Consider the following 25,299-nt stretch of genomic DNA (forward strand, 5'->3'; position numbering starts at 1 on the left):
CAACACACTGGTTGTGATGGAAACGAAAAGCTCACGCACACTATGCGATTCTGAGGCAACACGGTTGGCTCGATCGCCGGCCGCACGCGAGCGTGTGGCCTGGCTTGATCGCTGAACGGACTGTTGGATCTCAATGGTTTGTTTGGTGGTGAGAGCGGAAGTGACACACCCGGTCCCATTCCGAACCCGGTCGTTACGGCTTCCAGCGCCGATGGTACTGCACTCGAGAGGGTGTGGGAGAGCAGGACACCGCCAAACATTTACTTATAGGAAAGGCCCCCACCGTCAGGTGGGGGCCTTTTCGTATGCGCTGATCAAGAAGAAGTCGAGAGCGCGTCTCTCACTTTCGCCACGCCGACTCCGATCCCGAAGATCGCTCCTGTTACCAGGAATGTCAGTAGCGAGATGGTCACCAGGGCGATCGCGATGCCGATCGCGCCTACGACGCTGAAAAATGTGCTCACGGGGCCTCCTCCGTTGCAGGCTCGTCGGTTGGGGTATACATGCCCTTCAGGTATTGTCCCACATCGCTGGATCAGACGTAGTAGGCATCACAAGTTAGTTAGGTCACAGTAGTGGACAGATCTTCAGTTTCACGTCTTCCTGGCACAGCGCTGCCCGCGTCAGCCTCGCGGCGCCTGGCGGCCGCCGGGCGGGACCCGCTCAACCTGCACAGGGCACTCGCGCACGCGCCGGCGCTGCTGGCGCCGATGCTCGACCTCATCCATGCGCTGCGGTTCGACGCCGGGGTGTCGCGAGAGCTGCGCGAGTTGATGATCTGCCGGATCGCACAGCTCGAGGGGTCGGCGTACGAACTGGCGCACCATCTGCCGATGGCGGCGGAGGCGGGGCTGGATGCGGAGCATCTGGCGGCGCTCGGACGCTGGCGCGAAGCGGACTGCTTCAGCGCGCCGCAGCGGGCGGTACTCGCGTACGCCGAGCATTTGGGGGCCGGCGCGGCTCGAGACGATGCGGCGCTCGACGCCTGCTTCAGTCCGGCCGAGCAGACCGAGCTCACGGTCACCGGGGCGACGTACATCGCCCTCGCGCGGGTGCTGCGGGCACTGGATGTGCAGATCGACGAGGGCCTTTCCGATTGACCGATACTCCTGCCGGGTAAGTCGACTGATTGCGGGGATTGGTGATCTTCGGGTGATATGCGGCTTAGGATTTCGGAACGTGTGGTACGGGTTCCGAGTCGGCAGCGGGAGTGAGTGATGGCGGCGGACGATGAAGGTCTGATGCGCGGCGAGACCCAGGGAGCCACTGCTTCGGCGGTGTTCGTTTCCATTGCCGCAGCGCTCGGCGGGTTCCTGTTCGGGTACGACACGGCCGTGATCAACGGGACGACCGGCGCGCTCGAGGTTCAGTGGGGGATCGGTTCGGTCGAGACCGGTGTGGTCGTGTCGTCGGCGCTGCTCGGTTGCGCGGTCGGCGCCTGGTTCGCGGGGTCGTTGGCGAACAAGCTCGGGCGGCCGCGGGTCATGATGCTCGCGGCGGTCGTCTTCTTCGTCACCTCGCTGGGGAGCGCCCTGGCGACCGGGCCGGTGGACTTGACGGTCTGGCGCGTGTGCGGCGGCCTGGCGATCGGTGCGGCGAGCGTCATCGCGCCCGCGTACATCGCCGAGATCGCGCCGGCGCATCTGCGCGGGCGGCTGGGTTCGCTGCAGCAGTTCGCGATCGTGCTCGGCATCTTCGGTGCGCTGCTGGTGAACTACGCGATTCAGGCGTCGGCGGGCGGGGCGAGCGGTGAGGTCCCCTGGGGCGGGACGGCGTGGCGGTGGATGTTCGCGGCCGCGTCCGTGCCGGCGTTCGTGTACTTCATGTGCTCGCTGCAGATTCCCGAATCGCCGCGGTACCTCGTGGCGAAGCAGCAGCTTGACAAGGCCAAGACGATCCTCGCGAAGTACGTCGGCGGGGATGTCGACACCAAGATCGTGGAGATCCAGCAGTCGCTGCACAGCGACCGGCCGCCGCGGATCTCGGATGTGCGCGGCCCGCGGGCGGGCCTGCTGCCGATCGTGTGGGTCGGCATCTTCCTGTCGATGTTCCAGCAGTTCGTGGGCATCAACGTCATCTTCTACTACTCGACGTCGCTGTGGCAGTCGGTCGGGTTCAGCGAGAACGACGCGTTCTTGACGAGCGTCATCAACTCGATCGTGAACATCGCGGGCACGATCCTCGCGATCTACCTGGTTGACCGGGTGGGCCGCAAGAAGCTGCTGATGTGGGGTTCGATGACCATGTTCATCGCGCTCGGCACGATGGCGGTCATCTTCGCGACGGCCGACGTCGACGCGGAGAACAACCCGATCCTCGGCGATGTGCAGGGCGTGGTCGCTCTGATCGCGGCGAACGTGTTCGTGTTCGGGTTCGCGTTCACCTGGGGCCCGGTCGTGTGGGTGCTGCTGGGGGAGATGTTCCCCAACCGGATCCGCGCCTCGGCGCTCGGCGTGGCCGCGGCCGCGCAGTGGATCAGCAACTGGCTCATCACGGTCACGTTCCCCGAGCTCGCGCAGACCGGCCTGTTCCTGGCGTACGGCCTGTACGCGGCGTTCGCGCTGATCTCGTTCTTCTTCGTCGGCAGGATGATCAAGGAGACCAAGGGAGTCGAGCTGGAGGACATGGAGTCCCTGGAGGGGGGTCCCGTCCGCACGGCCGACTGACGGGGTACCGAGGGCGAGGGCCGCCCCCGGTGGGGGCGGCCCTCATCGGTTTCCTTGCGGTGGAGAGCTATTCGTAAGAGATGGCGCTGAGGATGTTGACCTTCGAGGCCCTCACCGCCGGGGCGATCGCGGCGAGGAGCCCGACGAGGACGGCCGCGGCGAGGTAGCCGAAGACCAGGCCGACCGGGACCGCGAAGACGTCGACGCCGGTGTCGGCCAGCGCGACCTGGAGCGCCCAGCCCAGGCCGATGCCCGTGCCGATGCCGAGGACGGCGCCGAAGAGGGCGATGGTGACGCTCTCGACGGTGACCATGCGCGTGGTCTGGCCGCGCGTGAGGCCGATCGCGCGGAGCATCCCGAGCTCCCGGGTGCGTTCGAGGACCGACAGGATCAGCGTGTTGACCACGCCGATGACGGCCACGATCATCGCCAGTCCGAGCAGCAGCTGGATCGCGAGGATCGCGAAGTCGTAGAGCACGGTGGTCTGCGCCGCGAACTCCTCGTGGTTCTGGACGCTCACCGCCGGTTCGTCGGCGAGGATGGCGTCCACGTCGTCGGCGACGGCCTCGGTGTCGGCGTCGTCGGCTACGTCGACCAGGGCCGAGGTCGGCCTGGTCGTGTAGAACTCGTCGGTGTAGGCCGTGGCGAGGTACCAGCCGTCGGTGCTCTCGTTGTCCTCGAGGATCGCGGCGATCGTGAACTCGTGCGGTGCGTCGCCGCGGCTGAAGGTCGCGGTGACGGTGTCGCCGAGGCCGACGCCGAGCGTTTCGGCCGAGGTCTCGTTGACGGCGATCTCGTCGTCGGCGAGTTCGGTCGTCCCGCCTTCGAGGAAGGCGCCGCCGTAGAGCGCGATACCGGCCTCCAGATCGCTGGTGGCGTAGACGCGCTGCTCGGTGCCGTTGATGTCGCTGGGGTCGTAGTACAGCTCGACGGCGGACTCGACGCCGTCGACGGCGCGGATCTCGTCCATGAGCGCCGGGTCGAAGGTCGGCGCGACTGCCGCGGTGATCGGGCCGGACACGAACAGCTCGGCCTTGACGTTGTCCTCGAAGTAGTGGCTGATGCTCGCTTTGACGCTGGTGAGCAGGGTCGCGGTGGCGGTCACGAGGGTCACGCCGATCATGAGCGCCGCGGCGGTGACGGCGGTGCGCCGCGGGTTGCGGCCGGCGTTGCGCCGGCCGAGCCGGCCGGCGAAGCTCCACGCCCACAGCAGGCCGAGCGCGTTGACGAGCGGCTTGGAAAGCCAGGCGGTGAGGAGGGTGACGCCGACGAAGACCAGTCCGGCGCCGACGGCGGCGGCGGTCAGGTCGGCGGTGTCGCCCCCGAGGCTCTCGGTGAGGCCCAAGGCCAGTGCGGCGGCCCCGGCGGCCGTGACGATGCCGCCGGTGACGGTGAGGGCCGTGATGGGCTTGTCGGCCTTGACGGCTTCGCGCATCGCTTCGACCGGCGGGATCTTCGAGGCCCGCACGGCCGGGACCAGGGCCGACAGGACGGTGACGCCGATGCCGACGGCGAGTGCGGCGAGCACGGCCGTGGGCGGGACCGTCAGGCTCGACTGGCCGGCGTCGAGGATCATGTTGGCCACCACGGAGGTCAGCACGCCGCCGCCTGCGATCCCCAGGGCGGTGCCGATGACGCTGGCGACGGTGCCGAGCAGCAGCGCTTCGGCGAGGACCGAGCGGACGACCTGGGCCCTGCCCGCGCCGATGGCGCGCATCATCGCGATCTCCTTGAGGCGTCCGGCGATGACGATGGAGAAGGTGTTGGCGATGAGGAAGACCGAGACGAACACGGCGACGAGGCCGAAGCCGAGGAGGAACTTCCCGATGAGGCCGGTGGCCTCGGCGGTCTCGGCGTTGACCTCGGCGTTGTAGGCCTTCCAGGTGAGCGCTTCGGATTCGGCGCCGACCACGGATTCGAGGGTCGCGAGGAGCTCGCTCGTGCTGACGCCTTCGGCGGCGTCGACGGCCACCATCGAGTAGGCGTCCTCGCCGCCGAAGACCAGTCGCTGCGCTTCGGGTGTGGTGAACGCGAGTTCGGTGGTGCCGCCGATGGAGTCGCGGCCTCCTGGGTACCCGTAGACGCCGACGATCGCGTACTCGGTGTTCTCGACGGACTCCGAGTAGGCGGTGACGGTGTCGCCGACGGTGAAGCCGGAGTCGGCGGCGAACTTCGCCGAGACGGCGACTTCGTCGTCGGTCTCGGGTGCGCGGCCTTCGCGCAGTTCGCGGTCGGTGGACTCGTCGCCCCAGTTGGTGGCGATCGTGGGGGAGAGGCCGCCGACGATCTTGCCGTTGTCGCCGATGGCGTTGACCATCCAGGACACGGTCGTGGTGACCTCGCCGACGCCTTCGGCGGCCTCGATGGCGGCGAGGGTCTCGCCGGTGACGCCTTCGCGGACGAGGCGGTCGCCGCGGGTCTCGGGTTCGAGGGGGCGGACGAGGACGTCGGCGCCGGCGTAGGACTCGCCGTTCAGGTCGTCGACGGTGGTCTGGATGGAGGCGGTGAGGACCAGCGCGGCGGCGATGAACGCCGAGCCGAGCACGATGGCGATGCTGGTCAGGGCGAGGCGGGCTTTGCGGGCCGCCATGCCCTTGAGTGTGGCGCGGAGCATCGGGTCAGGCGGCCTCTCCGGCGAGGGGAACGCGGTTCTCGAAGCCGCGCATGGTGTCGATGACGGCGTCTGCGGTGGGCCGGTCGAGGTCGCGGACGATCTGGCCGTCGGCGAGGAACACGACGCGGTCGGCGTAGGCGGCGGCGGACGGGTCGTGGGTGACCATGACGATGGTCTGCCCGAAGTCGTCGACGGACTTGCGCAGGAACCGCAGGACCTCGCCGCTGGAGCGGGTGTCGAGGTTGCCGGTGGGCTCGTCGGCGAAGACGACCTCGGGTCGGGTGGCGAGGGCGCGGGCGCAGGCGACGCGCTGCTGCTGGCCGCCGGAGAGCTCGGTCGGCTTGTGCGACAAGCGTTCCTGGAGGTCGAGGGTGCGGATGATCTGGCTGATCCACGCCGGGTCGGCTTTCGCCCCCGCGATCGAGGCCGGGAGCAGGATGTTCTCCTCGGCCGTCAAAGTCGGCAGCAGGTTGAACTGCTGGAAGATGAAGCCGATCTTGTCGCGGCGCAGTTTGGTGAGCGCCTTGTCGTTCAGGCCCGTGATGACCGTGCCGCCGATGTCGACGCTGCCGCGGTCGGCGGTGTCGAGCCCGGCGAGGCAGTGCATGAGCGTGGACTTGCCCGAGCCCGAGGGGCCCATGATGGCGGTGAACTGGCCGGAGGCGAACGACACGGACACGTCACGCAAGGCCACGACCTGGGCCTCGCCGGTGCCGTACGCGCGCCACAAGCCGGTCGCGGTGACGGCGGCGCGGGTCTGCGTGCGCTCGAGGCCCTGGGGGGCGTGGGGAGTGCTGAGTGGCACGGAAGCGCCTTTCTGATCGGGTGTCTTTCCTTTTGCCACAAGGCTATTGAGCGACGCTTCCGGACGCTTCGGTCCGCGGGCCGGAGTTCCGTCCTCCCCGAGCAGGAGCCCCGGAGCCCGTATCGGCCGAAAGGCCGAGCCGCGGCGGACCCGCGGCTCGGCCTTCAGGGCAGACGGGAGGGGCGGCGCCTGACAACGCCGCCCCTCACCTGGTTTCCGGTGGAGAGCTATTCGTAGGCGATGGCGCCCAGCACGTTGAGCTTCGCCGCGCGCGCCGCCGGCGCGATAGCCGCGAGCAGGCCCACGGCCACGGCCGCGACCAGGTAGGTGACGATCAGGCCCCACGGGAGGGCGAAGTTGGTCAGGCCCTCCTCCTCGAGCGCCTGCTGCACGGTCCAGCCCAGGCCGATGCCGACCGCGATGCCCAGGACCGCGCCGAACACGCAGATGATGACGCTCTCGACGGTGATCATGCGCCGGACCTGCCCGCGGGTCATGCCGACCGCCCGCAGCAGCCCGAGCTCGCGGGTGCGTTCCAGGACCGACAGGACCAGCGTGTTCACCACGCCGATGACCGCGATGATCATCGCCAGCGCGAGCAGGATCTGCACGGCCGCGAGGATCGTGTCGAGGCCGCCGGTCTGCTGCTCGACGAACTCGGCGTTGTTGGTGACGCCGACTTCGGGCTCGGCCTTGAGGATCGTGTCGACCTCGTCCTTGACCGAGGCCACGTCGGCGCCTTCGGCGACCTGGATGTACGCCTGGATCGGCTTCTTGATCATGAAGTGCTCGACCTGCTCGGGGGCGACCCACCAGCCGTTGGTGAGGTCGTAGCCCTCGAGGACCGCGGCGATGCGCAGCGTCTCGGTGGTGCCGTCGGAGAACGTCACGTCGACCGTGTCGCCCACGGCCACGTCCCGGTCCTCCGCGGTGCCCTCGTCGACCACGACCGCGTCGGGCGCGAGGTTCTCGACCGAGCCGTCGGCGACGGTGCCGCCGAAGACCGCGAGCGCCGCCTGCAGGTCCGAACTGGACGACAGCGCGGCCTCCTCGCCGTTGACCTTGGTGTTGAAGAAGTCCGCGTACACGTCGCCGACCTCGTCGACCTCGGGCAGGGCCCGGATCTCCTCGACCCGTTCGGGAGAGAACGACGGGATGCTCGCCCCGCCCTGCGCCCCGGAGACGATGAGGTCCGAGTTGAGGTTCAGGTCGAGTGCTTCGGAGGTGGTCGACTTGATGCTCGAGACGAGTGTGGCGATGCCGGTGATGAGTGCGACGGCGATCATGAGCGCCGAGGCGGTGATCGCGGTGCGGCGCGGGTTGCGACCGGCGTTGAGCTTGCCGAGCCGGCCCGAGAACGTCCACGACATGACCGCGCCGAGTAGCGCCACGAGCGGCCGCGACAGGATCGGCGTGAGCATGGTGACGCCCACGAACGCGATGCCGACGCCCACGAGGATCCCGGTGAGCGCTTCGTCGCCGAGGTTGTCCGTGAGCCCGAGCGCGAGCAGCCCCGCGCCGACGGCGAACACGATCGCTCCGGCGATGGTGATGCCCCGCAACGGCTTCGGCGGGTTGACCGCGTCGCGCATCGCGGCCACCGGCGGGACGCTGGAGGCCTTGACCGCGGGCAGGAGCGCCGAGAGGACGGTGACGCCGATGCCGACGGCCAGCGCCCAGAGGGTGGTCGCGGGGATGAGCAGCTGCACCGGCAGGCCGCCCATCATGGTCGCGCTGACCACTTCGGACAGGCCCCAGCCGAGGACCAGGCCGAGCCCGAAGCCGATGACCGAGGCGCCGGTGCCGATGAGGAGCGCTTCGGTGAGGACCGAGCGGACCACTTGGCCGCGTCCGGCGCCGATGGCGCGCAGCAGCGCGAGTTCGCGCTGGCGCTGGGCGACGATGATCGTGAAGGTGTTGATGATCAGGAAGATCGACACGAACACGGCGACCAGGCCGAAGCCGAGGAAGATGTAGCCCATGAAGTCGGAGACGACGGCGAAGCCCTGTGCGGCGGCCTCGGAGGCCTCTTCGCCGGTCTGGACTTTGAAGTCGCTGCCGACCGCGCTGGCGATGGCGTCGGTGTCGACGTCGTCGCCGTAGACGTACACGGAGGTGTAGACGTCCTCGCCGCCGGTCATGAGGCGCTGGGCGTCGGCGGTGCTGAAGGCGATCTGGGTTTCGCCGGCGAGCGAGTCGCGGTCGCCGGAGAGGCCGTAGACGCCGACGATCTCGTAGGCGACGGCGTCTTCGAGGTTGACCGTGTCGGAGTAGACGGTGACGGTGTCGCCGACGGTGAAGCCGGAGTCGGCGGCGAACTTGGCCGAGACGGCGACTTCGCCGTCGGCTTCGGGGCCGCGGCCGTCGCGCAGTTCGATGTAGTCGCCCTGGCCCTCGCTCGAGGCCCAGTTGAGGCCGATGGTGGGTGCGAAGGTGCCGACGAGCTTGCCGTCGTCGCCGAGGGCTTTGACCTGGCCTTCGACGGCGCCATCGGCGTGGTCGACGCCGGGGGTGGCCCGTACCTGCTCGAGGATGGCGGCGGGGATCGCCATCGCGGCGGGGTTGCCGGGGCCGCCCATGCCGCCGCCTTCGGTGTCGCGGGTGACGACGGCGTCGACGCCGGTGTAGGCGTCGGCGATGACGCCGGAGACGGACTTCTCCATCGTGGCGGTGAGGACCATCGCTGCGGCGACGAACATCGTGCCGAGGACGACGGCGAGGCTGGTGAGGACGAGGCGGGCTTTGCGGCTCGCCATGCCCTTGAGGGTGGCGCGCAGCATGGCTAGGCGGTCTCTTCCTGGGCGGCGGCGACGAGCTCTTCGAAGTGCTTCATCTTGTCGATGACCTTGTCGGCGGTGGGTTCGGCCATGTCCTCGACGATCTGGCCGTCGGCGAGGAAGACCACGCGGTCGGCGTAAGCGGCGGCGGACGGGTCGTGGGTGACCATGACGATGGTCTGCCCGAAGTCGTCGACGCTGGTGCGCAGGAAGCGGAGCACTTCGGCGCCCGAGCGGGTGTCGAGGTTGCCGGTGGGCTCGTCGGCGAAGACCACGTCGGGCCGCGAGGCGAGCGCGCGGGCGCAGGCGACGCGCTGCTGCTGGCCGCCCGAGAGCTGGGTGGGCTTGTGGGAGAGGCGATCGGCGAGGTCGAGGGTCTTGATGATCTGGTTGATCCAGGCCGGGTCCGCCTTGGCCCCGGCGATGGCCGCGGGCAGCGTGATGTTCTCTTCGGCCGTCAGGGTCGGCAGCAGGTTGAACTGCTGGAAGATGAAGCCGATCTTGTCGCGGCGCAGTTTGGTGAGCGCCTTGTCGTTCAGGCCCGTGACGGTGGTGTCGCCGATGTAGACGGTGCCGCGGTCGGTGGTGTCGAGTCCGGCGAGGCAGTGCATGAGGGTGGACTTGCCCGAGCCCGAGGGGCCCATGATGGCGGTGAAGGCGCCGGATTCGAACTGGACGGAGACGTCGCGGAGGGCGACGACCTGGGCTTCGCCGTGCCCGTAGGCCTTCCAGAGGCCTTCGGCTGATACGGCGGTGGTCTTGACGGGTGATGCGGTGGACACGACGCTCTCGCTTTCGGTGAAGGTGTCGGTGTGCCGAGGGATTCGGTGTCGGGTTTCCTGGTCCGCGAGACGTCGCCCGCGAAGTCGTTGCGTCAGGCCGACATCGAACGGATGACGTCGACGCGCCTGATTGTGACATCATACATGATGTCATTTGGCGTCGTGGTGCGCTGGGCCATGTACTGACGATATTGGACGGCCGGGGCGCGCGCATCCGCTTTGAGAACGGTCTTCGTCTCCGCCTCACGGCGTAGACGGTGGTACCGGGGTGTGACGTTCGTCTGGGGTCAGCCGGTGCTGCCGGGCTTGACCAGGCCGCTCTCGTAGGCGAGGACGACGGCCTGGACGCGGTCGCGGACGCCGAGCTTGGTGAGCAGGTGGCCGACGTGGGTCTTGACGGTGGTCTCGCCGACGGTGAGCGCCTCGGCGATCTCGGCGTTGGTGAGGCCTTTCGCCAGAAGCAGCAGCACTTCGCGCTCGCGGGCGGTCAGGGCGTCGAGGATGGCGGGATCGGCGTCGCCGTCGCCCCCGCGGTGCTCGGCGAAGCGCCCCAGGAGGGTCGAGAGGATGTGCGGGGCGACGACCGCGCCGCCGCGGTGGACGGTGCGGATGGCCTCGACCAGGTCGGCGGCGGGCGCGTCCTTGGTGAGGAAGCCGGCGGCGCCGGCCCGCAGCGCCCCGACGACGTACTCGTCGAGGTCGAAGGTGGTCAGCACCAGGACGCGGCTGGGCAGGTTGGCCCGCACGATGTCGGCCGTCGCCGCCACGCCGTCGCGGCGGGGCATGCGGATGTCCATGAGGACGACGTCGGGGACCAGCCGCCGGGTGAGGTCGAAGGCCTCGACCCCGTCGCCGGCCTCGGCGACGATGTCGATGTCGGTCTCGGCGCCGAGGACCATCTTGAATCCCGCGCGCAGCAGCTGCTGGTCGTCGGCCAGCAGGAGGCGGATCGGCCGGTCGTTCAACGTGCGACTCCCTGGAGGTGGGCGTTCTTGGGGAAGCGGGCCTCGACGAGGTAGCCGCCGCCGGGCCGGGGCCCGGCTTCGAGGGTGCCGCCGTACAGCGTGGCCCGCTCGCGCATGCCGATGAGGCCGTGGCCGCCGGAGAAGCCCGAGACGACGGGGGCGCCGTGCCCCGAGTCGCCCACGGAGATCCGGAACTCGGCTTCGCCGTAGTCGACGACGACACCGGCCCGGGCCTGCGGCCCGGCGTGCTTGATGGTGTTCGTCAGCGCCTCCTGGACGATGCGGTAGACCGCCAGGCTCACGCCGGTCGGCAGCGGGTACTCCTCGCCGCGGACGGTGTAGCGCACCGGCAGACCGGCGTCCTTGGTCTGCGCCACGAGCGCCCGCAGTGAGTCCACTGTAGGCTGCGGCTCGAGGTCGGCGGCGCCGGCTTCGTCCCGGCTCTGGCGCAGCACGGTCAGGATGTCCCGCATCTCCCGCAGCGCGGTGCGCGCGGTCTGGTTCACCGTGGCGAGCGCCTCCTCGGCCGCGTCGGGGTCCGTCCGCAGGACCCGCTTGGCCCCTTCGGACATGACGCCGATGACCGAGATGTGGTGCGCCACCACGTCGTGCAGCTCCCGGGCGATGCGCCGCTGCTCGTCCGCGACCGCTTGCGCCGCCAGCGCCTCCTGCCGCTCCTCGGCGAACCGGGCCCGGTCGGAGAGCTCGACGACGTGCTCCCGGCGGTTGCGGATGACCCAGCCGATCCAGAAGACGGTCGCCGCCAGCGCGCAGTTGAGCATCGTCAGCAGCAGGCTGGTCACGTGGTCGCCGCCTCTGAACGCGGCCGACTGGATGAACAGCGCCACCGGCACCCAGATCGCGGCGGCGGCCACCAGCGCCCGGGGCAGGGGCCGGTAGGCGGCGGCGGTGTAGGTCAGGATGAACATGCCGATCCCCGAGTCCATCGCCATGTCCTCGAGCGGGCCGATGAAGAACGCGGCGGCCATGACGAGGAGCGACAGGACGATGCCGCCCCACAACCAGGTGCGCCGCAAGGCGATCGACGCGAACGGGATCGCCATGAGCCCGGCCTGGCCCCAGGTGAGCGTCACTGCGTCCGAGACGGCCGCCGAGACCGCGTAGAAGCCCAGGTAACCGCCGGCGGAGGCGACCGCCAGGAGCGAGTCGGCGAGGAGCGGCCGCTGATGGAGCCGGCGCCGCAGGCGTGTGAAAGTGGAGGCGGCATGCACGCTCTACACCGTATCCGCCCATCACGCCCGTTTCATCGAACGCGAGAATGATCCGTGACTACGCCTCAGGTAGGAGGCGTCTCCTGCGGCGGCTCCGCCACCGGCATCGCCAGGCCCGGCAGGACCGTCGGCAGCGGGTACGCGGGCGGCTCGCCGCCGAACTCCGGGCACAGCGCCTGGTGCGCGCACCAGCCGCACAGCTTCGACTTCTGCGGCCGGAAGTCGCCGGTGGCGATCGCCTCGCGCATCACCGCCCACAATGCCTTGACGGTCTTCTCGAACCCCTCCAGCTCGCGCTGCGTGGGGGAGTAGTCGAGCATCTGCCCGTCCCCCAGGTACATGAGCCGCAGCAGGGTCGGCACCGTCCCCCGCGTGCGCCACCACGCCAGGGCGTAGAACTTCATCTGGAACAGCGCCTTGTCCGCGAAGCGGTCCGGCGGGCGCTTCCCGGTCTTGTAGTCCACGAGCCGCACGAGGCCCTCGGGGTTGACGTCGGCCCGGTCGATGAACCCCTTGAGCGAGGTGCCGTCGTCGAGCGTCGTCGTCACCAGGCACTCGGTGCGGTGGGGCTGGAGCCGCTGCGGGTCCTCCATCGCGAAGTACGTCTCGACCAGGCGCCGCACGTTCCGCAGCCACGCCGACTCGTCCTCGAGCCCCTCGAACAGCTCCGCGTACTCGCCCGAGGTCTGCAGCTTCGCCCACTCCGGCTCGATCATCGCCAGCGCCTGCCGCGGGGTGCGCCGGCCCGCGTCCAGCTCGTAGAGGCGCTCGAGCACGGAATGCACGAGCGTGCCCTGCACCTGCGCCTTCGACGGCGGCTCCGGCAGCCGGTCCACCGCCCGGAACCGATACAGCAGCGGGCACTGCTTGAAATCCCCGGCGCGCGAAGGGGAGAGCTGGGTCGGACGGGTCGCTGGCATGCCCCGAGCATAGGACGGGCCGCCGACATCCCCCGCGCGCGTCCCGCCAACCAAACATAACGCGTGTACTGTTTACGGTATGACCATCGACGCGAACGCCGCCCGCTCCTTCGGCCCCGCCGCCGACCTCTACGACTCCATCCGCCCCACCTACCCCGCCGAAGCCCTCCGCTGGCAGACCGGCGACGAACCGAAGGACATCGTCGACCTCGGCGCCGGCACCGGCCTCCTCACCCGCGGGCTCGTCGCCCTCGGCCACCGCGTCACCGCCGTCGAACCCGACCCCCAGATGCTCGCCAAGCTCACCGCCGCCAGCCCCGGCGTCCACGCCGCCCACGAAGGCCCCGCCGAAGCCCTCCCCCTCCCCGACGCCAGCGCCGACATCGTCACCGCCGGCCAGGCCTTCCACTGGTTCGACCGCGAACGCGCCCTCCCCGAGATCCGCCGCGTCCTGCGCCCCGACGGCCTCCTCGCCCCCATCTGGAACGTCCGCGACAACGCCACCGGCTGGGTCGCCGCCCTCACCGAGGCCATCGGCAACGCCCAAGGCGAACTCGACGCCGTCGCCGCCACCGAACCCGGCTACTTCGGCCCCGGCTTCACCGCACCCGAACACCGCGTGTTCCGCCACGAGATGCCCCTCGACCGCGCCGGACTCCTCCGCCTCGTCCAGTCCCGCTCCTACTACCTCGTCGCCGACGACGCCCAGAAGCAGCGCATCCTCGACGTCGTCGACGACGTCGTCGCCACCCACCCCGACCTGCGGGGCAAAGACGCGTTCGCGATGCCCTACAAGACCTACGCCTTCAAGGTCCGCCCCGCCTAGATCGGAATCCTCTCAAGCGCGCCCGCCCCCGTGGTTCGCGAAGCCGACCACGCGGGCGGGCGCGTAGCATTGCCGCCGATGTCGACTGCACACGCGCTGGCCTTCCGCCGATCCGGATTCACCCTCGTCCGCTTCAAGGGCATCCCCGTCACCCTCGGCTACACCTGGCTCCTCCTCGCCGCTGTGGTCGTGATCGTCTACGCCCCGATCGTGCAGCGCTCCGTCCCCGGCCTGAGCACCGGCGCCGCCCTCGTCGTCGCCGCCCTCTTCGCCGTCACCCTCCTCGTCTCGGTCTTCCTCCACGAACTCGGCCACGCCCTCGTCAGTCTCCGCGCCGGCATCGGCGTCCGCCAGATCAACCTCGACGCCCTCGGCGGCTTCACCGAGATGGACCGCGAGGCCCCCCGGCCCGGCACCGCCGCCGCCATCGCACTCGCCGGCCCCGCCGTCTCCGCCGTCCTCGGCGGCATCGGCCTCGCCGGACTCTTCCTCACCGCGCCCGGCTCCCTCGTGTGGCAGTTCGCCTTCCAGATCTGCGTCGCCAACCTCCTCGTCGCCGTCTACAACCTCCTCCCGGGCCTGCCCCTCGACGGCGGCAAAGCCCTCCAGGCCGGCATCTGGGCCGCCACCGGTGACCGCTGGACCGGGTTCCGCGTCGCCGGCTGGGCCGGACGCGTCGTCGCCGTCGCCACCATCGCCGCCGGCCTGTGGCTGTACGCGTCGAACTGGTTCTCCGCCTTCGGCCTCATCCTCCTCGTCTTCGTGGCCTTCGAACTGTGGCGCGGCGCCACCAGCGCCATCCGCGCCGCCCGCATGGGCCCGCGCGTCAAAGCGCTCGACGCCGCCGCGCTGGCCCGCCCGATCGTCCTGGTGCCGGCCACGGCGACCCTGGGGGAGGCGCTGCGTGCCGCGGAGGGCCGCGAGGTCGTCGCGGTCGACGCCAAGCCCGTCGGCGTCCTCGACCGCGCCGCCGCGGACGCGGTCCCGGCCGAACAGGTCGACTCGATGCCCCTGGCGGGCCTGCTGCGCACCACCGACCAGGTCCCGGGCGTCAAAGCCGGGCTCAAGGGCCAGGCGCTGGTGGACGTGATCGGCCGGAGCGGCGCGGAGCGGTTCTTCGTGGTCGATGAGGGCCGCCTGACAGGGCTGCTCTACACCGCCGACGTGGTCAAGGCCCTCCGTTAAGATGCTCCGGACCTATCGAAGGAGTACATCGAAGTGGCATCTGACCTGCTGGGGCCGGGCGACCGCGTCCAGTTGACCGACGCGAAAGGCCGCATGGCCACGATCACCCTCGCGGAGGGCGGCGCGTTCCACACCCACCGGGGCAGGCTCTTCCACGACGACCTCATCGGCAAGCCCGACGGCGTCACGGTCACCACGGAGGGCGGCACCGCCTACCTGGCGCTGCGCCCGCTCCTGCCGGACTACGGCCTGTCGATGAAGCGCGGCGCGCAGGTCATCTACCCCAAGGACATCGCGCAGATCCTCACGTTCGGCGACATCTACCCCGGTTCGCGGGTCGTGGAGGCGGGGGCGGGGTCGGGCGCGTTGACGAACTGGCTGCTGCGGGCCACCGGCCCGACCGGGCGGGTGTACTCGTGGGAGCTGCGCGAGGACTTCGCGAAGATCGCCGAGGAGAACGTCCGCGGCTACTACGGCGAGGTGCCCGAGCACTGGACGCTGACGGTGGGGGACGTGGCCGAGGCCGACCTCGAGCCGGTCGACCGGGTCGTGCTCGACATGCTCTCCCCGTGGGAGGTGCTGGACACTGTGGAGCGCATCCTGCGGCCCGGCGGGGTCTTCGTGGGGTACGTCGCGACCACCACGCAGATGTCGGAGCTCGTGGAGGCGCTGCGCGAGCGCAAGACCTTCACCGAGCCGGCCGCGTGGGAGTCGCTCATCCGCGGCTGGCACCTCGAGGGCCTGGCGGTGCGCCCCGACCACCGCATGATCGCCCACACCGCGTTCCTCATCACCGCCCGCAAGCTCGCCCCCGGGACGGTGGCCCCGGCGCGGAAGCTCAAGCCCTCCAAGGGGCAGCAGGCGCTGCGCGAGCGCAAGGAGCGGATCGCCGCCGAGGCCGAGGCGCGTGCCACCGAAGCGCTCCGGGCCACTGAGGACGACGGCGCCGCCGGGAACGACACCGCCGCTTCGTAACGATCCGGTCACATCATGAGTCGGATTCACGACTCTGCAAGTGCCGAAACGGGATTCGGGCGGGTGACGCGATCGCGTCACCCGCCCCCAACGGGTTTGGGGGGGGTGCCGCCGTCCGCCACCCCCCCCCGAATCCCGTTTCGGCTACTCGTCGGCGCCGGGCCCGGCGACGGCGGTCTTGTCGGCCCGGTCGCGGACGTAGATGCACTCGCCGGGGCAGTCATGGGCGGCGTTCACAATGTCCAAGCGCAGGTGTTCGGGCACGTTGACTTGCGAACCGGGCGTAGTCAACAGCTCTCCGTCGGTGTTCTTGACGTAGGCAAGTCCGTCGATGTCGAACTCGAACACGGTCGGCGCGTACTGCACGCAGAGGCCGTCACCGGTACAGGCGTCCTGGTCGATCGAGACTTCGAGTTCACGTTCAGCTGACATGTTTCCAGCCTAGATCGCCGCAATCGCTCTAGCGAATGTCGGTGTCGAGCCTTACTATTGGCGTCCACAACCAGATACGGTTGGTGTAGGAAAACCCTCACTCGGGAGGTGTGACCCGTGGCACGTAGCAACGATGACCGTCGACAGAACCTGAGCCAGGGCTCAGAGCACGACGAACTGTCAGGACAGGTCGAAGAGCTCCAGGAAGAACTGGCCGCTGCCCGACGCCGTCTCACCGAAACGCCCCGACACATGCACATTCTGGAGGAGCGGCTCGCCGCCGCCCAATCCCAGATCGATCGCTTGTCGGAGCAGAACGAACGGCTCGTGGCCACCTTGAAGGAGGCCCGCGAGCAGATCGTCTCACTGAAAGAGGAGATCGACCGGCTCGCCCAACCGCCGTCAGGCTACGGCGTGTTCCTGGGGGCCCGCGAGGACGGCACCGTCGACGTCTTCACCTCCGGAAGGAAGTTCCGCGTCTCGCTCGCGCCGTCGATCGACCCCGACGAGCTCGAGCGCGGCCAGGAAGTGCTGCTCAACGACGCCATGAACGTGGTCGAGGTGCTCGACTACGAGCGCATCGGCGAGGTCGTGACGCTCAAGGAGCTCATCGAGAACACCGCCGGCGGTCCTCCGGACCGCGCGCTCGTGACCAGCCACGCCGACGAGGAGCGGGTCGTGCTGCTCTCCGACGCGCTCATCAACGGCCCGCTGCGGGCGGGCGACTCGGTCATGATCGAGCCGCGCGCCGGGTACGCCTACGAGCGCATCCAGAAGAGCGAGGTCGAGGAGCTCGTCCTCGAAGAGGTCCCCGACGTCGACTACTACGACATCGGCGGGCTCGACGGCCAGATCGAGATGATCCGCGACGCGGTCGAGCTGCCGTTCCTCCACGCCGACCTCTTCCGCGAGCACGAGCTGCGCGCCCCGAAGGGCATCCTGCTGTACGGCCCTCCGGGCTGCGGCAAGACGCTCATCGCCAAGGCCGTCGCGAACTCGCTGGCCAAGAAGGTCGCCGAGATGCGGGGGGAGGAGGCCTCCGGGCGCTCCTACTTCCTCAACATCAAGGGCCCCGAGCTGCTGAACAAGTACGTCGGCGAGACCGAGCGGCACATCCGCCTGGTCTTCCAGCGGGCCCGCGAGAAGGCCAGCGAGGGCATGCCGGTGATCGTGTTCTTCGACGAGATGGACTCGATCTTCCGCACCCGCGGCTCGGGCGTGTCCTCCGACGTCGAGAACACCATCGTCCCCCAACTGCTGTCGGAGATCGACGGCGTCGAGGGCCTGGAGAACGTCATCGTCATCGGCGCCTCCAACCGCGAGGACATGATCGACCCGGCGATCCTGCGGCCCGGCCGCCTGGACGTCAAGATCAAGATCGAGCGGCCGGACGCCGAGTCGGCGAAGGACATCTTCTCGAAGTACATCACCCCGACCCTGCCGCTGCACGACGACGACCTCGCCGAGCACGACAAGGACCGGGACGCCACCGTGCAGTCGATGATCCAGGCGGTCGTCGAGCGGATGTACTCCGAAGTGGACGAGAACCGGTTCCTCGAGGTCACGTACGCCGACGGCGACAAGGAAGTGCTCTACTTCAAGGACTTCAACTCCGGCGCGATGATCGAGAACATCGTCGCGCGGGCCAAGAAGATGGCGATCAAGGACTTCCTGACCCACCAGTCCAAGGGCATCCGCCTCAGCCACCTCATCGACTCCACAGTCGACGAGTTCCGTGAGAACGAGGACCTCCCGAACACCACGAACCCCGACGACTGGGCCCGCATCTCCGGTAAGAAGGGCGAGCGGATCGTCTACATCCGCACGCTCGTCTCCGGCAAGGGTCCGGACTCCGGCCGCAGCATCGACACCGTGTCGAACACCGGCCAGTACCTGTAATACCCACCCGATCCACCAGCGGCTTCGATCGGCCGGCGGCACCACCGCCGGCCGATCGGCGCACCTCCGGACGTGTCAGGCCGGCCGCCGCCGGGTAACCGGTCGCCATGAAGACCCAGAACCTCAACGGCGCGAATCTCGGCGGCCCGGAAATCCTGACGTCTCCAGTCGGAGGGAGCGCCGCCGCGCCCGAAGGGACTAGGCTCGAGAGCATGACCGTACGCCGCATCATGGGCACCGAGATCGAATACGGGATCTCCGTGCCGGGCCAGCCGGGCGCCAACCCGATGGTGACCTCCTCGCAGATCGTCAACGCCTACGCCGCCCGCCCCGAGCTCTCCAAGGGCGGCCGGGCCAGGTGGGACTACGAGGAGGAGACCCCCCTGCGCGACGCGCGCGGCTTCACCTACACCGGCGCCCTCTACGACCCGGCCGAGAACCTCGCCGACGAGGACTCCGGACTCGCCAACGTCATCCTCACCAACGGCGCCCGCCTCTACGTCGACCACGCGCACCCCGAGTACTCGACCCCCGAGGTCACCAACCCGCGCGAGATCGTCCTGTTCGACAAGGCCGGCGAGATGACCATGGCCGAGGCCGCCCTCCGCGCGGCCCACACCCCCGGCATCGGTCCGATCAACCTGTACAAGAACAACACCGACAACAAGGGCGCCTCCTACGGCGCGCACGAGAACTACCTCATGTCGCGCCAGACCCCCTTCGCCGACATCGTCGCCCACTTCACGCCGTTCCTGGTCACCCGCCAGATCTTCTGCGGCGCCGGACGCATCGGCATCGGCCAGGACGCCTCCGAGCACCGCTTCCAGATCTCCCAGCGCGCCGACTTCTTCGAAGTCGAGGTCGGCCTCGAGACCACGCTCAAGCGGCCCATCATCAACACCCGCGACGAGCCCCACGCCGACGCCGAGCGATACCGCCGCCTCCACGTCATCATCGGCGACGCCAACCTCGCCGAGTACGCCACCTTCCTCAAGGTAGGCACCGCCTCCATCGTGCTGTCCATGATCGAGTCCGGCGCCTTCGACGGCACCCTCGGCATCGCCGAGCCCGTCGCCGAACTCCGCGCCGTCAGCCACGACCCCACCCTCAAGCACAAGATCGAACTGCGCAACGGCAAGCGCGTCACCGCGATCGAACTCCAGCAGTCCATCCTGGAGCAGGCCGAGGCCTACTGCGGCGCCGACGCCGACCCCGACACCCGCGAAGTCCTCGACCAGTGGGCCTACGTCCTCGACGCGCTCGCCCGCGACCCCATGGAACTGGCCGACATGCTCGACTGGCCCGCCAAGCTCTCCCTGCTCGACCGCTACCGCGAACGCGAGAACCTCGGCTGGGGCGCCGCGAAGCTCCAGGCCATCGACCTGCAGTACCACGACGTCCGCCCCGAGAAGGGCCTTTACCACCGCCTCGTCGCCCGCGGCAAGATGAAGCGCCTGCTCACCGACACCGAGATCATCGACGCCATGACCGAGCCGCCCAGCGACACGCGCGCGTTCTTCCGCGGCCGCTGCCTCGCCCGGTACCCCTCCGAGGTCGTCGCCGCCTCCTGGGACTCCGTCATCTTCGACGTCGGCGCCGACTCGCTCGTGCGAGTGCCCATGATGGAGCCCGAAAAAGGCACCAAAGCCCATGTCGGCGAGCTCTTCGAACGCTGCGAAGCGGCGAAGGACCTCCTCGACATCATCACCGCCGACTAGGACTTCCCGTTGCAGCGGCGGGAATAAGTGGCGCCAGTGCGGCGTCGTATCTGGCGTGCTGTCGTACCCACGCGGTACGGTTTAGGCACCGACGAGGTAGAAGGGAACAGCTATGGCAGCGAAGGACTCCGGCGGGCAGTCGCAGTCGCAGCGGTCTCGGCAGGAAGCAGACGCCGACACCACTGAGGCCGCTGTAGACCCCGAGATCGCCGAACGCCACGAAGCAATCACCGAAGAAGTCGACGACCTGCTCGACGAGATCGACGAGGTCTTGGAGACCAACTCCGAGGAATTCGTCCGCTCGTTCGTGCAAAAGGGCGGCCAGTAAGCCCCCTGCCGGTGACAGGGCCACCTGATGCGACGGATCAGCGCTCGGCGAGCGCCCTCGGGCACCGCTGAGACAGGCGCATCGGGGCTCTGCCCCCACCGGCGGCCCCGCGCCCCGCAGCACGAAGCAGGGGCCGCGTTTTTTGAATAGAGGATCAGGGAGGTCATGTCGTGACAGGTCAAGAATTCCCAGGCAAACTGCCCAACGCGTTTATGACGGCTGGAACCTCCTCCTTCTCGGAGTTCCTCATGCAGGTGGCGCCCGAACTGCTGCCGGGGCGAAGGCCCCTGCCGCCGGGCGACTTCGCCGCTGTCAGCGCCCACGCCACCACCATCGTCGCCCTGCGCACCGCCGAAGGCGTCGTCATGGCCGGCGACCGGCGTGCGACCATGGGCAACTACATCTCGAGCCGCGACATAGAGAAGGTCTTCCCGGCGGACGGCTACTCGCTCGTCGGCATCGCGGGCACGGCCGGCCTCGGCATCGAACTGGTCAAGCTCTACCAGCTCGAACTCGAGCACTACGAGAAGATCGAAGGCGCGCCGCTCACTCTGAACGGCAAGGCCAACCGCCTCGCCACCATGCTGCGAGGCAACCTCGGCATCGCCCTCCAGGGCCTCGCCGTCGTCCCCCTCTTCGCCGGGTTCGACGTCGACGCCGCCTCCCTCGACGAAGCCGGGAAGATCTACAGCTTCGACGTCGTCGGCGGCATCTACGCCGAACGCGACTTCGACTCCATCGGCTCGGGCTCCATGTTCGCCAAGAGCTCCCTCAAGAAGCGCTACCGCCGCGACATCGGCACCGAGGAAGCCGTCAAGATCGCCGTCGAATCGCTCTACGACGCCGCCGACGACGACTCCGCCACCGGCGGACCCGACCCGACCCGCGACCTCTACCCCGTGGTCATGACCGCCACCGCCGAAGGCTCCAAGCGGATCGACGAGGCCGTCGTGGCCGACGTCGCCCGCTCGGTGATCGCGGCCCGCACCGAGAACCCCTACGGATAAGGAGAGGAGCCGGACATGGCCATGCAGTTCTACACCAGTCCCGAGCAGATCATGCGGGACCGGGCCGAGTTCGCCCGCAAGAACATCTCCCGCGGCCGCAACGTCGTGGTGCTCTCCTGCGCCGACGGGGTCCTCCTCGTCGCCGAGAACGTCTCCTCGGCCCTGCACAAGGTCTACGAGCTCTACGACCGCATCGGCTTCGCCGCCGTCGGCAAGTACAACGAGTTCGAGAACCTCCGCACCGCCGGCGTCCGGATGGCCGACCTGCGCGGCTACTCCTACGACCGCCGCGACGTCAACGCCGCCAGCCTCGCCAAGGCCTACGCCCAGACCCTCGGCGCGATCTTCTCGGAGCAGACCAAGCCCTTCGAGGTCGAGATCTGCGTCGCCGGGGTCGGCCCGGGCCCGCAGGAGGACGAGCTCTACCGGCTCACCTTCGACGGCTCGATCAACGACGAACCCGGCTACCTCGCCATGGGCGGCGACGCCGACCAGCTGAAGGAGATCCTGGCCGAAGGCCACGACTTCGAGGCCCCGCTCGCCGACGCGTTCGCGCTGGCGCTGCGGGCCCTGTCCAGCTCGGGCGGCAACGGCACGCCCCGGGAGCTCACCAAGGAGGTCCTGGAGGTCGCGGTCCTGGAGCGGGCGCGCCCGGGCCGGGCGTTCCGCCGCATCCAGGGCCTGGCCCTCGAAGCGCTCCTGGCGAGCCCCGCCGCGGAGGCCGAGACCGAGGCCGCCGAGGAGACCGCCGAGGCCGCCGACACCGACGAGTCCTGACGGCCGCCCGGCCGCCGATCGCGACCGGGCCGAACGGGTACCCGCGACCGCGCGGGCCCGGCCGGCCCGGTCGAAGCGGACCGGGCGACCGCTGCTCCCAAGAGAAACCGCCGTCCCTCTCTTATGGACGGACCGTCCCGGCGGGACCGCATCAAGCCAGGTGCAAACCGCCGCGTATCGAACAAAATCCATAGTGCCCGTCGCGGTACGGAACCGTTCGACCGCGAGGGGTGTTCTCCTCAACCGAATCGGGGTAGGGTTTCGACATGGACAGGCGCATTTTCGGACTGGAGACCGAATACGGGGTCACTTGCACCTTCAGGGGACAGCGCCGCCTGTCTCCGGACGAAGTGGCCCGCTACCTCTTCAGGCGGGTGGTCTCCTGGGGCCGCTCCTCCAACGTGTTCCTCCGCAACGGCGCCCGCCTCTACCTCGACGTGGGCTCCCACCCCGAGTACGCCACCCCCGAGTGCGACTCGATCGAGGACCTGGTCAAGCACGACCGGGCCGGTGAACGCATCCTCGAAGGCCTCATGATCGACGCCGAGAAGCGCCTCCACGACGAAGGCATCGCCGGCGACATCTACCTGTTCAAGAACAACACCGACTCCGCCGGCAACTCGTACGGCTGCCACGAGAACTACCTGGTCAGCCGTCACGGCGAGTTCGGGCGGCTCGCCGAGGTGCTCATCCCGTTCCTGGTCACCCGCCAGCTCATCTGCGGGGCCGGGAAGGTCCTCCAGACCCCGCGCGGCGCGCGCTTCTGCCTGTCGCAGCGCGCCGAGCACATCTGGGAGGGCGTCTCCTCGGCCACGACCCGCTCGCGGCCGATCATCAACACCCGCGACGAGCCGCACGCCGACGCCGAGCGGTACCGCCGACTGCACGTCATCGTGGGCGACTCCAACATCAACGAGGTCACCACGATGCTCAAGGTCGGCTCGGCCGACCTGGTGCTGCGGATGATCGAGACCGGCGTGACGATGCGCGACCTCACCTTGGAGAACCCGATCCGGGCGATCCGCGAGATCAGCCACGACACGACCGGAAAGCGCCTGGTGCGCTTGGCGAGCGGCCGCGAGGCGTCCGCTCTGGACATCCAGCGCGAGTACCTCGAGAAGGCCATCGACTTCGTCGACCAGCGCGGCGCTGACGCGGGCACCAAGCGGGTCATCGACCTGTGGGGCCGGGTGCTGCAGGCCGTCGAGACCGACGACCTCGACTCGGTCTCGCGCGAGATCGACTGGGTCGCGAAGTACAAGCTCATCGAGCGCTACCGCGAGAAGCGGGGCCTGGCGCTCTCGAGCCCGCGCGTGGCCCAGCTCGACCTGGCGTACCACGACATCCGGCGCGGCCGCGGCCTGCACCACCTGATGGAGAAGCGCGGCGAAGCCGAGCGGCTGACGCACGACGTCGAGGTCTTCGAGGCGAAGGAAGTGCCGCCGCAGACCACGCGGGCGCGGCTGCGCGGCGAGTTCATCCGGAAGGCGCAGGAGAAGCGCCGCGACTTCACTGTGGACTGGGTGCACTTGAAGCTGAACGACCAGGCGCAGCGCACCGTCCTGTGCAAGGACCCGTTCCGGTCGCGGGACGAGCGCGTCGACAAGCTCATCGCGAGCATGTGAGGCGCACGGTGACCGATCGGGACGGCGCGGCCGGGCAGCGGCACGCCGACCACGCCGACGAGGCGGGGGACCGGGCGCGCCCGGCCGACCGCCGCGCGAGCGGCCCGCTGAGCTCCCTCGACCCGGTGGCCGCCTACGAGCGGCGCACGACGCGCATCCGCGAGGAGATCGCGCGCAACCGCCGCGGCGAGTACACGGTCCCGACCTGGGTCCTGGCGCTCGCGCTGGCGGCGGTCATCGGTGTGTGGCTGCTGGTCCTGTTCGTGCTCTAGGGAAGTGAGCCGAAGCCCCGCTTGCGCACTGCGCGGGCGGGGCTTCGGCGTGCTGGGCGGGCCGTGGGGCCGTGCCACCGGGCGCTGTGCCGCTGGGCGTCCGTGGCGGCGCGTGGTGCCTGCGGGCGCCGCGCCCGCGGCGCGGCGGGCGTACGGGTGGCCCCGGATACCCGCCCGCTTCCACCTTCACCGCAACCGTTGAAATAGGGACAGCGTCCCAGAACGGTGCGACGAGCGGGTGTTCGAACGTGCGGTCGCGGGTCCGGGGGCCGGCGGTTGTCGCCCGGAATAGTGAAGGGACGCGCGGTGTCCTCGCGTCGCTACTGGTCGCGGCGCTTGGCGATCTGGGCGGCGTGGCGGCCTGCGGCCGCTGCGGCCACGAAGTAGACGCGGTCGCGGTCGAGGCCCCGGCCCATGGTGGAGAGCTTGACCGGCAGTGCCTCCATGGCCTCGACCAGACCCGAGCAGTCGACCCCGATCTGGCGGTGGCGCTCCGGGAGCTCGGCGAGCTGGCGCCGGATCTTCCCCTCGAGTTCCGCCGGGAGCTCGTCGGGCACCGGCACGTCGGCCGGCGCCAGTGCGACCTTCGCGTACGCGGTCATCGAGTGGTGCGAGATCCCGCGGTGGCGCTCGCGCGCGTCGCCCTCCGAGATCCGCAGTGACGCGACCGGGCGGCCGCCGAGCACCGACGCGGCGTTGACCGCCTCGCCCGCCGCGGTCCCCGAGAAGCCCCACACGGTGCCCGTCCCCAGGTTGCCGGGGCCCTGCGCGACGATCGCGATGTCCGCGCCGCCGACCACCCGCGCCGCGATAAGTGCATTGTGGACGTTCGTGGCCTCGAGGTCGCCGCCGAAGCACTGCCCGGCGGTCACCGTGGTGCACAGCCGATCCGAGAGCTGGTCGAGCTGGCGCGAGAACCACGCCGGGAGCGAACCGCCGTCGGTCATCACGTACGCGACCCGCGCCCCGGGCGCGGTCGCGTGGATCCCGGCGAGGACCGGCGCGAGCGCCGAATGCAGGTCGGCCACGACCACCGGCATCCCGCCGAGGTCCTCGCAGGCCTCGACAGCAGCGCGGTGCGGCGAGTCGTCCTCGTCCACCGCCAAGCGCATCGCCTGCATCGGCGTGTACCGGGCCTTGACGATGTGCCCGGGCGCGTCCACGTCCGCCGGGAGCCGGTCGGGGACCGCGATGACCAGCGCGTACCCGCCCGTGCCCAGGCCCTTGGCGATGGCGTTGCAGTTGAGCAGCACCCGGTCGCCCACCTCGGGCGCGCCCACGAGCTCGTCGTACGCCAGGCCCCGGCACGAGAACGCGTCCTCGCCTTCGCGGGCTTCGACGTCGACCTCGAGTTCGGTGCAGCCGCGCCAGCCGCCGCGCACGCCGGTGACAGTCCCGTATCGCCATCTGATCACGCCCGGACAGTACCAAGCGCGGCCGGAACCGCTGCAGCACACCGAGCCGCGCCGGTCCCGGTCCCGCCGCGGCGGCGAC

At 69.6% G+C, this 25,299-nt stretch carries 23 protein-coding genes and 1 rRNA gene; 14 read left to right on the top strand and 10 right to left on the bottom strand.

All coding sequences use genetic code 11. The annotated features are described in order from the left end of the window. Positions 1 to 141: 141 nt before the first annotated feature. A 5S ribosomal RNA gene (gene rrf / locus AB0K52_RS09030) occupies positions 142 to 258 on the top strand. 56 nt (positions 259 to 314) lie between these two features. On the opposite strand, the gene AB0K52_RS09035 is transcribed toward rrf, so the two are convergent. Beyond that, on the bottom strand, positions 315 to 464 hold the full coding sequence (locus tag AB0K52_RS09035; RefSeq protein WP_363528422.1) for a hypothetical protein: 150 nt from the start codon (positions 462 to 464) through the stop codon (positions 315 to 317). Positions 465 to 575: 111 nt separating this feature from the next. Here AB0K52_RS09035 and AB0K52_RS09040 point away from each other — a divergent pair, with 111 nt between their 5' ends. Together AB0K52_RS09040 and AB0K52_RS09045 are read left to right on the top strand one after the other, a co-directional pair. Further along, a complete protein-coding gene (locus AB0K52_RS09040) occupies positions 576 to 1,100 on the top strand; it encodes a carboxymuconolactone decarboxylase family protein (protein WP_363528425.1) in 525 nt (174 codons plus the stop codon). 141 nt (positions 1,101 to 1,241) lie between these two features. After that, complete coding sequence (locus AB0K52_RS09045) at positions 1,242 to 2,666, top strand: sugar porter family MFS transporter (protein WP_363528428.1); 1,425 nt, start codon at positions 1,242 to 1,244, stop codon at positions 2,664 to 2,666. A gap of 67 nt (positions 2,667 to 2,733) precedes the next feature. Here the strand turns inward: AB0K52_RS09045 and AB0K52_RS09050 are convergent, their stop codons facing one another. The 4 genes from AB0K52_RS09050 to AB0K52_RS09065 form a co-directional block, all read right to left on the bottom strand. Continuing rightward, positions 2,734 to 5,280: an FtsX-like permease family protein gene (locus AB0K52_RS09050; protein WP_363528430.1), complete on the bottom strand. Its 2,547-nt coding sequence runs from the start codon at positions 5,278 to 5,280 to the stop codon at positions 2,734 to 2,736. Between the two features lie 4 nt (positions 5,281 to 5,284). Then, positions 5,285 to 6,085 carry an ABC transporter ATP-binding protein gene (locus AB0K52_RS09055; RefSeq protein WP_363528433.1) on the bottom strand — a complete coding sequence of 267 codons (801 nt, stop codon included), beginning with the start codon at positions 6,083 to 6,085 and terminating at the stop codon, positions 5,285 to 5,287. 227 nt (positions 6,086 to 6,312) lie between these two features. Beyond that, entirely contained in the window at positions 6,313 to 8,865 is a 2,553-nt protein-coding gene (locus tag AB0K52_RS09060) for an FtsX-like permease family protein (protein ID WP_363528436.1), read from the bottom strand. 2 nt (positions 8,866 to 8,867) lie between these two features. Then, positions 8,868 to 9,644, bottom strand: a complete 777-nt coding sequence (locus AB0K52_RS09065) for an ABC transporter ATP-binding protein (RefSeq protein ID WP_363528439.1) — start codon at positions 9,642 to 9,644, stop codon at positions 8,868 to 8,870. 30 nt (positions 9,645 to 9,674) lie between these two features. Between AB0K52_RS09065 and AB0K52_RS09070 the strand changes: the two genes are divergently transcribed. Beyond that, entirely contained in the window at positions 9,675 to 9,830 is a 156-nt protein-coding gene (locus tag AB0K52_RS09070) for a hypothetical protein (RefSeq protein WP_363528442.1), read from the top strand. Positions 9,831 to 9,931: 101 nt separating this feature from the next. On the opposite strand, the gene AB0K52_RS09075 is transcribed toward AB0K52_RS09070, so the two are convergent. The 3 genes from AB0K52_RS09075 to AB0K52_RS09085 form a co-directional block, all read right to left on the bottom strand. Then, on the bottom strand, positions 9,932 to 10,609 hold the full coding sequence (locus AB0K52_RS09075) for a response regulator transcription factor (RefSeq protein ID WP_363528444.1): 678 nt from the start codon (positions 10,607 to 10,609) through the stop codon (positions 9,932 to 9,934). Next, the gene (locus AB0K52_RS09080; protein WP_363528447.1) at positions 10,606 to 11,841 is read right to left on the bottom strand and encodes a sensor histidine kinase; all 1,236 of its coding nucleotides are present in this window, start codon (positions 11,839 to 11,841) and stop codon (positions 10,606 to 10,608) included. The genes AB0K52_RS09075 and AB0K52_RS09080 overlap by 4 nt, the downstream gene beginning before the upstream one ends. 65 nt (positions 11,842 to 11,906) lie before the next feature. Continuing rightward, positions 11,907 to 12,761, bottom strand: a complete 855-nt coding sequence (locus tag AB0K52_RS09085; RefSeq protein ID WP_363528450.1) for a RecB family exonuclease — start codon at positions 12,759 to 12,761, stop codon at positions 11,907 to 11,909. Positions 12,762 to 12,840: 79 nt separating this feature from the next. Between AB0K52_RS09085 and AB0K52_RS09090 the strand changes: the two genes are divergently transcribed. From AB0K52_RS09090 to AB0K52_RS09100, 3 genes are all read left to right on the top strand, one after another. Beyond that, positions 12,841 to 13,587, top strand: coding sequence for a class I SAM-dependent methyltransferase (locus tag AB0K52_RS09090; RefSeq protein ID WP_363528453.1), 747 nt, complete (start codon positions 12,841 to 12,843; stop codon positions 13,585 to 13,587). A gap of 78 nt (positions 13,588 to 13,665) precedes the next feature. Next, the gene (locus tag AB0K52_RS09095) at positions 13,666 to 14,772 is read left to right on the top strand and encodes a M50 family metallopeptidase (protein ID WP_363528456.1); all 1,107 of its coding nucleotides are present in this window, start codon (positions 13,666 to 13,668) and stop codon (positions 14,770 to 14,772) included. A 33-nt stretch (positions 14,773 to 14,805) separates the two neighbouring features. Then, entirely contained in the window at positions 14,806 to 15,747 is a 942-nt protein-coding gene (locus AB0K52_RS09100; RefSeq protein WP_363528459.1) for a tRNA (adenine-N1)-methyltransferase, read from the top strand. A 144-nt stretch (positions 15,748 to 15,891) separates the two neighbouring features. Here the strand turns inward: AB0K52_RS09100 and AB0K52_RS09105 are convergent, their stop codons facing one another. After that, on the bottom strand, positions 15,892 to 16,179 hold the full coding sequence (locus AB0K52_RS09105) for a ferredoxin (protein WP_208495096.1): 288 nt from the start codon (positions 16,177 to 16,179) through the stop codon (positions 15,892 to 15,894). A gap of 117 nt (positions 16,180 to 16,296) precedes the next feature. Between AB0K52_RS09105 and arc the strand changes: the two genes are divergently transcribed. The 7 genes from arc to AB0K52_RS09140 all read left to right on the top strand — a co-directional run bounded on the left by arc (position 16,297) and on the right by AB0K52_RS09140 (position 23,805). Then, positions 16,297 to 18,078: a proteasome ATPase gene (arc, locus tag AB0K52_RS09110; RefSeq protein WP_208495095.1), complete on the top strand. Its 1,782-nt coding sequence runs from the start codon at positions 16,297 to 16,299 to the stop codon at positions 18,076 to 18,078. 212 nt (positions 18,079 to 18,290) lie between these two features. Beyond that, positions 18,291 to 19,796, top strand: a complete 1,506-nt coding sequence (gene dop, locus AB0K52_RS09115; RefSeq protein ID WP_363528463.1) for a depupylase/deamidase Dop — start codon at positions 18,291 to 18,293, stop codon at positions 19,794 to 19,796. A 112-nt stretch (positions 19,797 to 19,908) separates the two neighbouring features. After that, on the top strand, positions 19,909 to 20,124 hold the full coding sequence (locus AB0K52_RS09120; RefSeq protein WP_208495093.1) for a ubiquitin-like protein Pup: 216 nt from the start codon (positions 19,909 to 19,911) through the stop codon (positions 20,122 to 20,124). Between the two features lie 212 nt (positions 20,125 to 20,336). Then, positions 20,337 to 21,131 carry a proteasome subunit beta gene (prcB, locus tag AB0K52_RS09125; RefSeq protein ID WP_363528467.1) on the top strand — a complete coding sequence of 265 codons (795 nt, stop codon included), beginning with the start codon at positions 20,337 to 20,339 and terminating at the stop codon, positions 21,129 to 21,131. 15 nt (positions 21,132 to 21,146) lie between these two features. Next, complete coding sequence (prcA, locus tag AB0K52_RS09130) at positions 21,147 to 21,908, top strand: proteasome subunit alpha (protein WP_363528470.1); 762 nt, start codon at positions 21,147 to 21,149, stop codon at positions 21,906 to 21,908. Positions 21,909 to 22,174: 266 nt separating this feature from the next. Further along, the gene (gene pafA / locus AB0K52_RS09135; protein ID WP_208495090.1) at positions 22,175 to 23,533 is read left to right on the top strand and encodes a Pup--protein ligase; all 1,359 of its coding nucleotides are present in this window, start codon (positions 22,175 to 22,177) and stop codon (positions 23,531 to 23,533) included. Between the two features lie 8 nt (positions 23,534 to 23,541). Next, on the top strand, positions 23,542 to 23,805 hold the full coding sequence (locus tag AB0K52_RS09140) for a hypothetical protein (RefSeq protein ID WP_363529563.1): 264 nt from the start codon (positions 23,542 to 23,544) through the stop codon (positions 23,803 to 23,805). 320 nt (positions 23,806 to 24,125) lie between these two features. On the opposite strand, the gene AB0K52_RS09145 is transcribed toward AB0K52_RS09140, so the two are convergent. Further along, on the bottom strand, positions 24,126 to 25,220 hold the full coding sequence (locus AB0K52_RS09145) for a DUF3866 family protein (protein WP_363528473.1): 1,095 nt from the start codon (positions 25,218 to 25,220) through the stop codon (positions 24,126 to 24,128). Positions 25,221 to 25,299: the final 79 nt, after the last annotated feature.

This window comes from Glycomyces sp. NPDC049804 (genome assembly GCF_040674615.1).
Classification (GTDB): domain Bacteria; phylum Actinomycetota; class Actinomycetes; order Mycobacteriales; family Micromonosporaceae; genus Glycomyces; species Glycomyces niveus.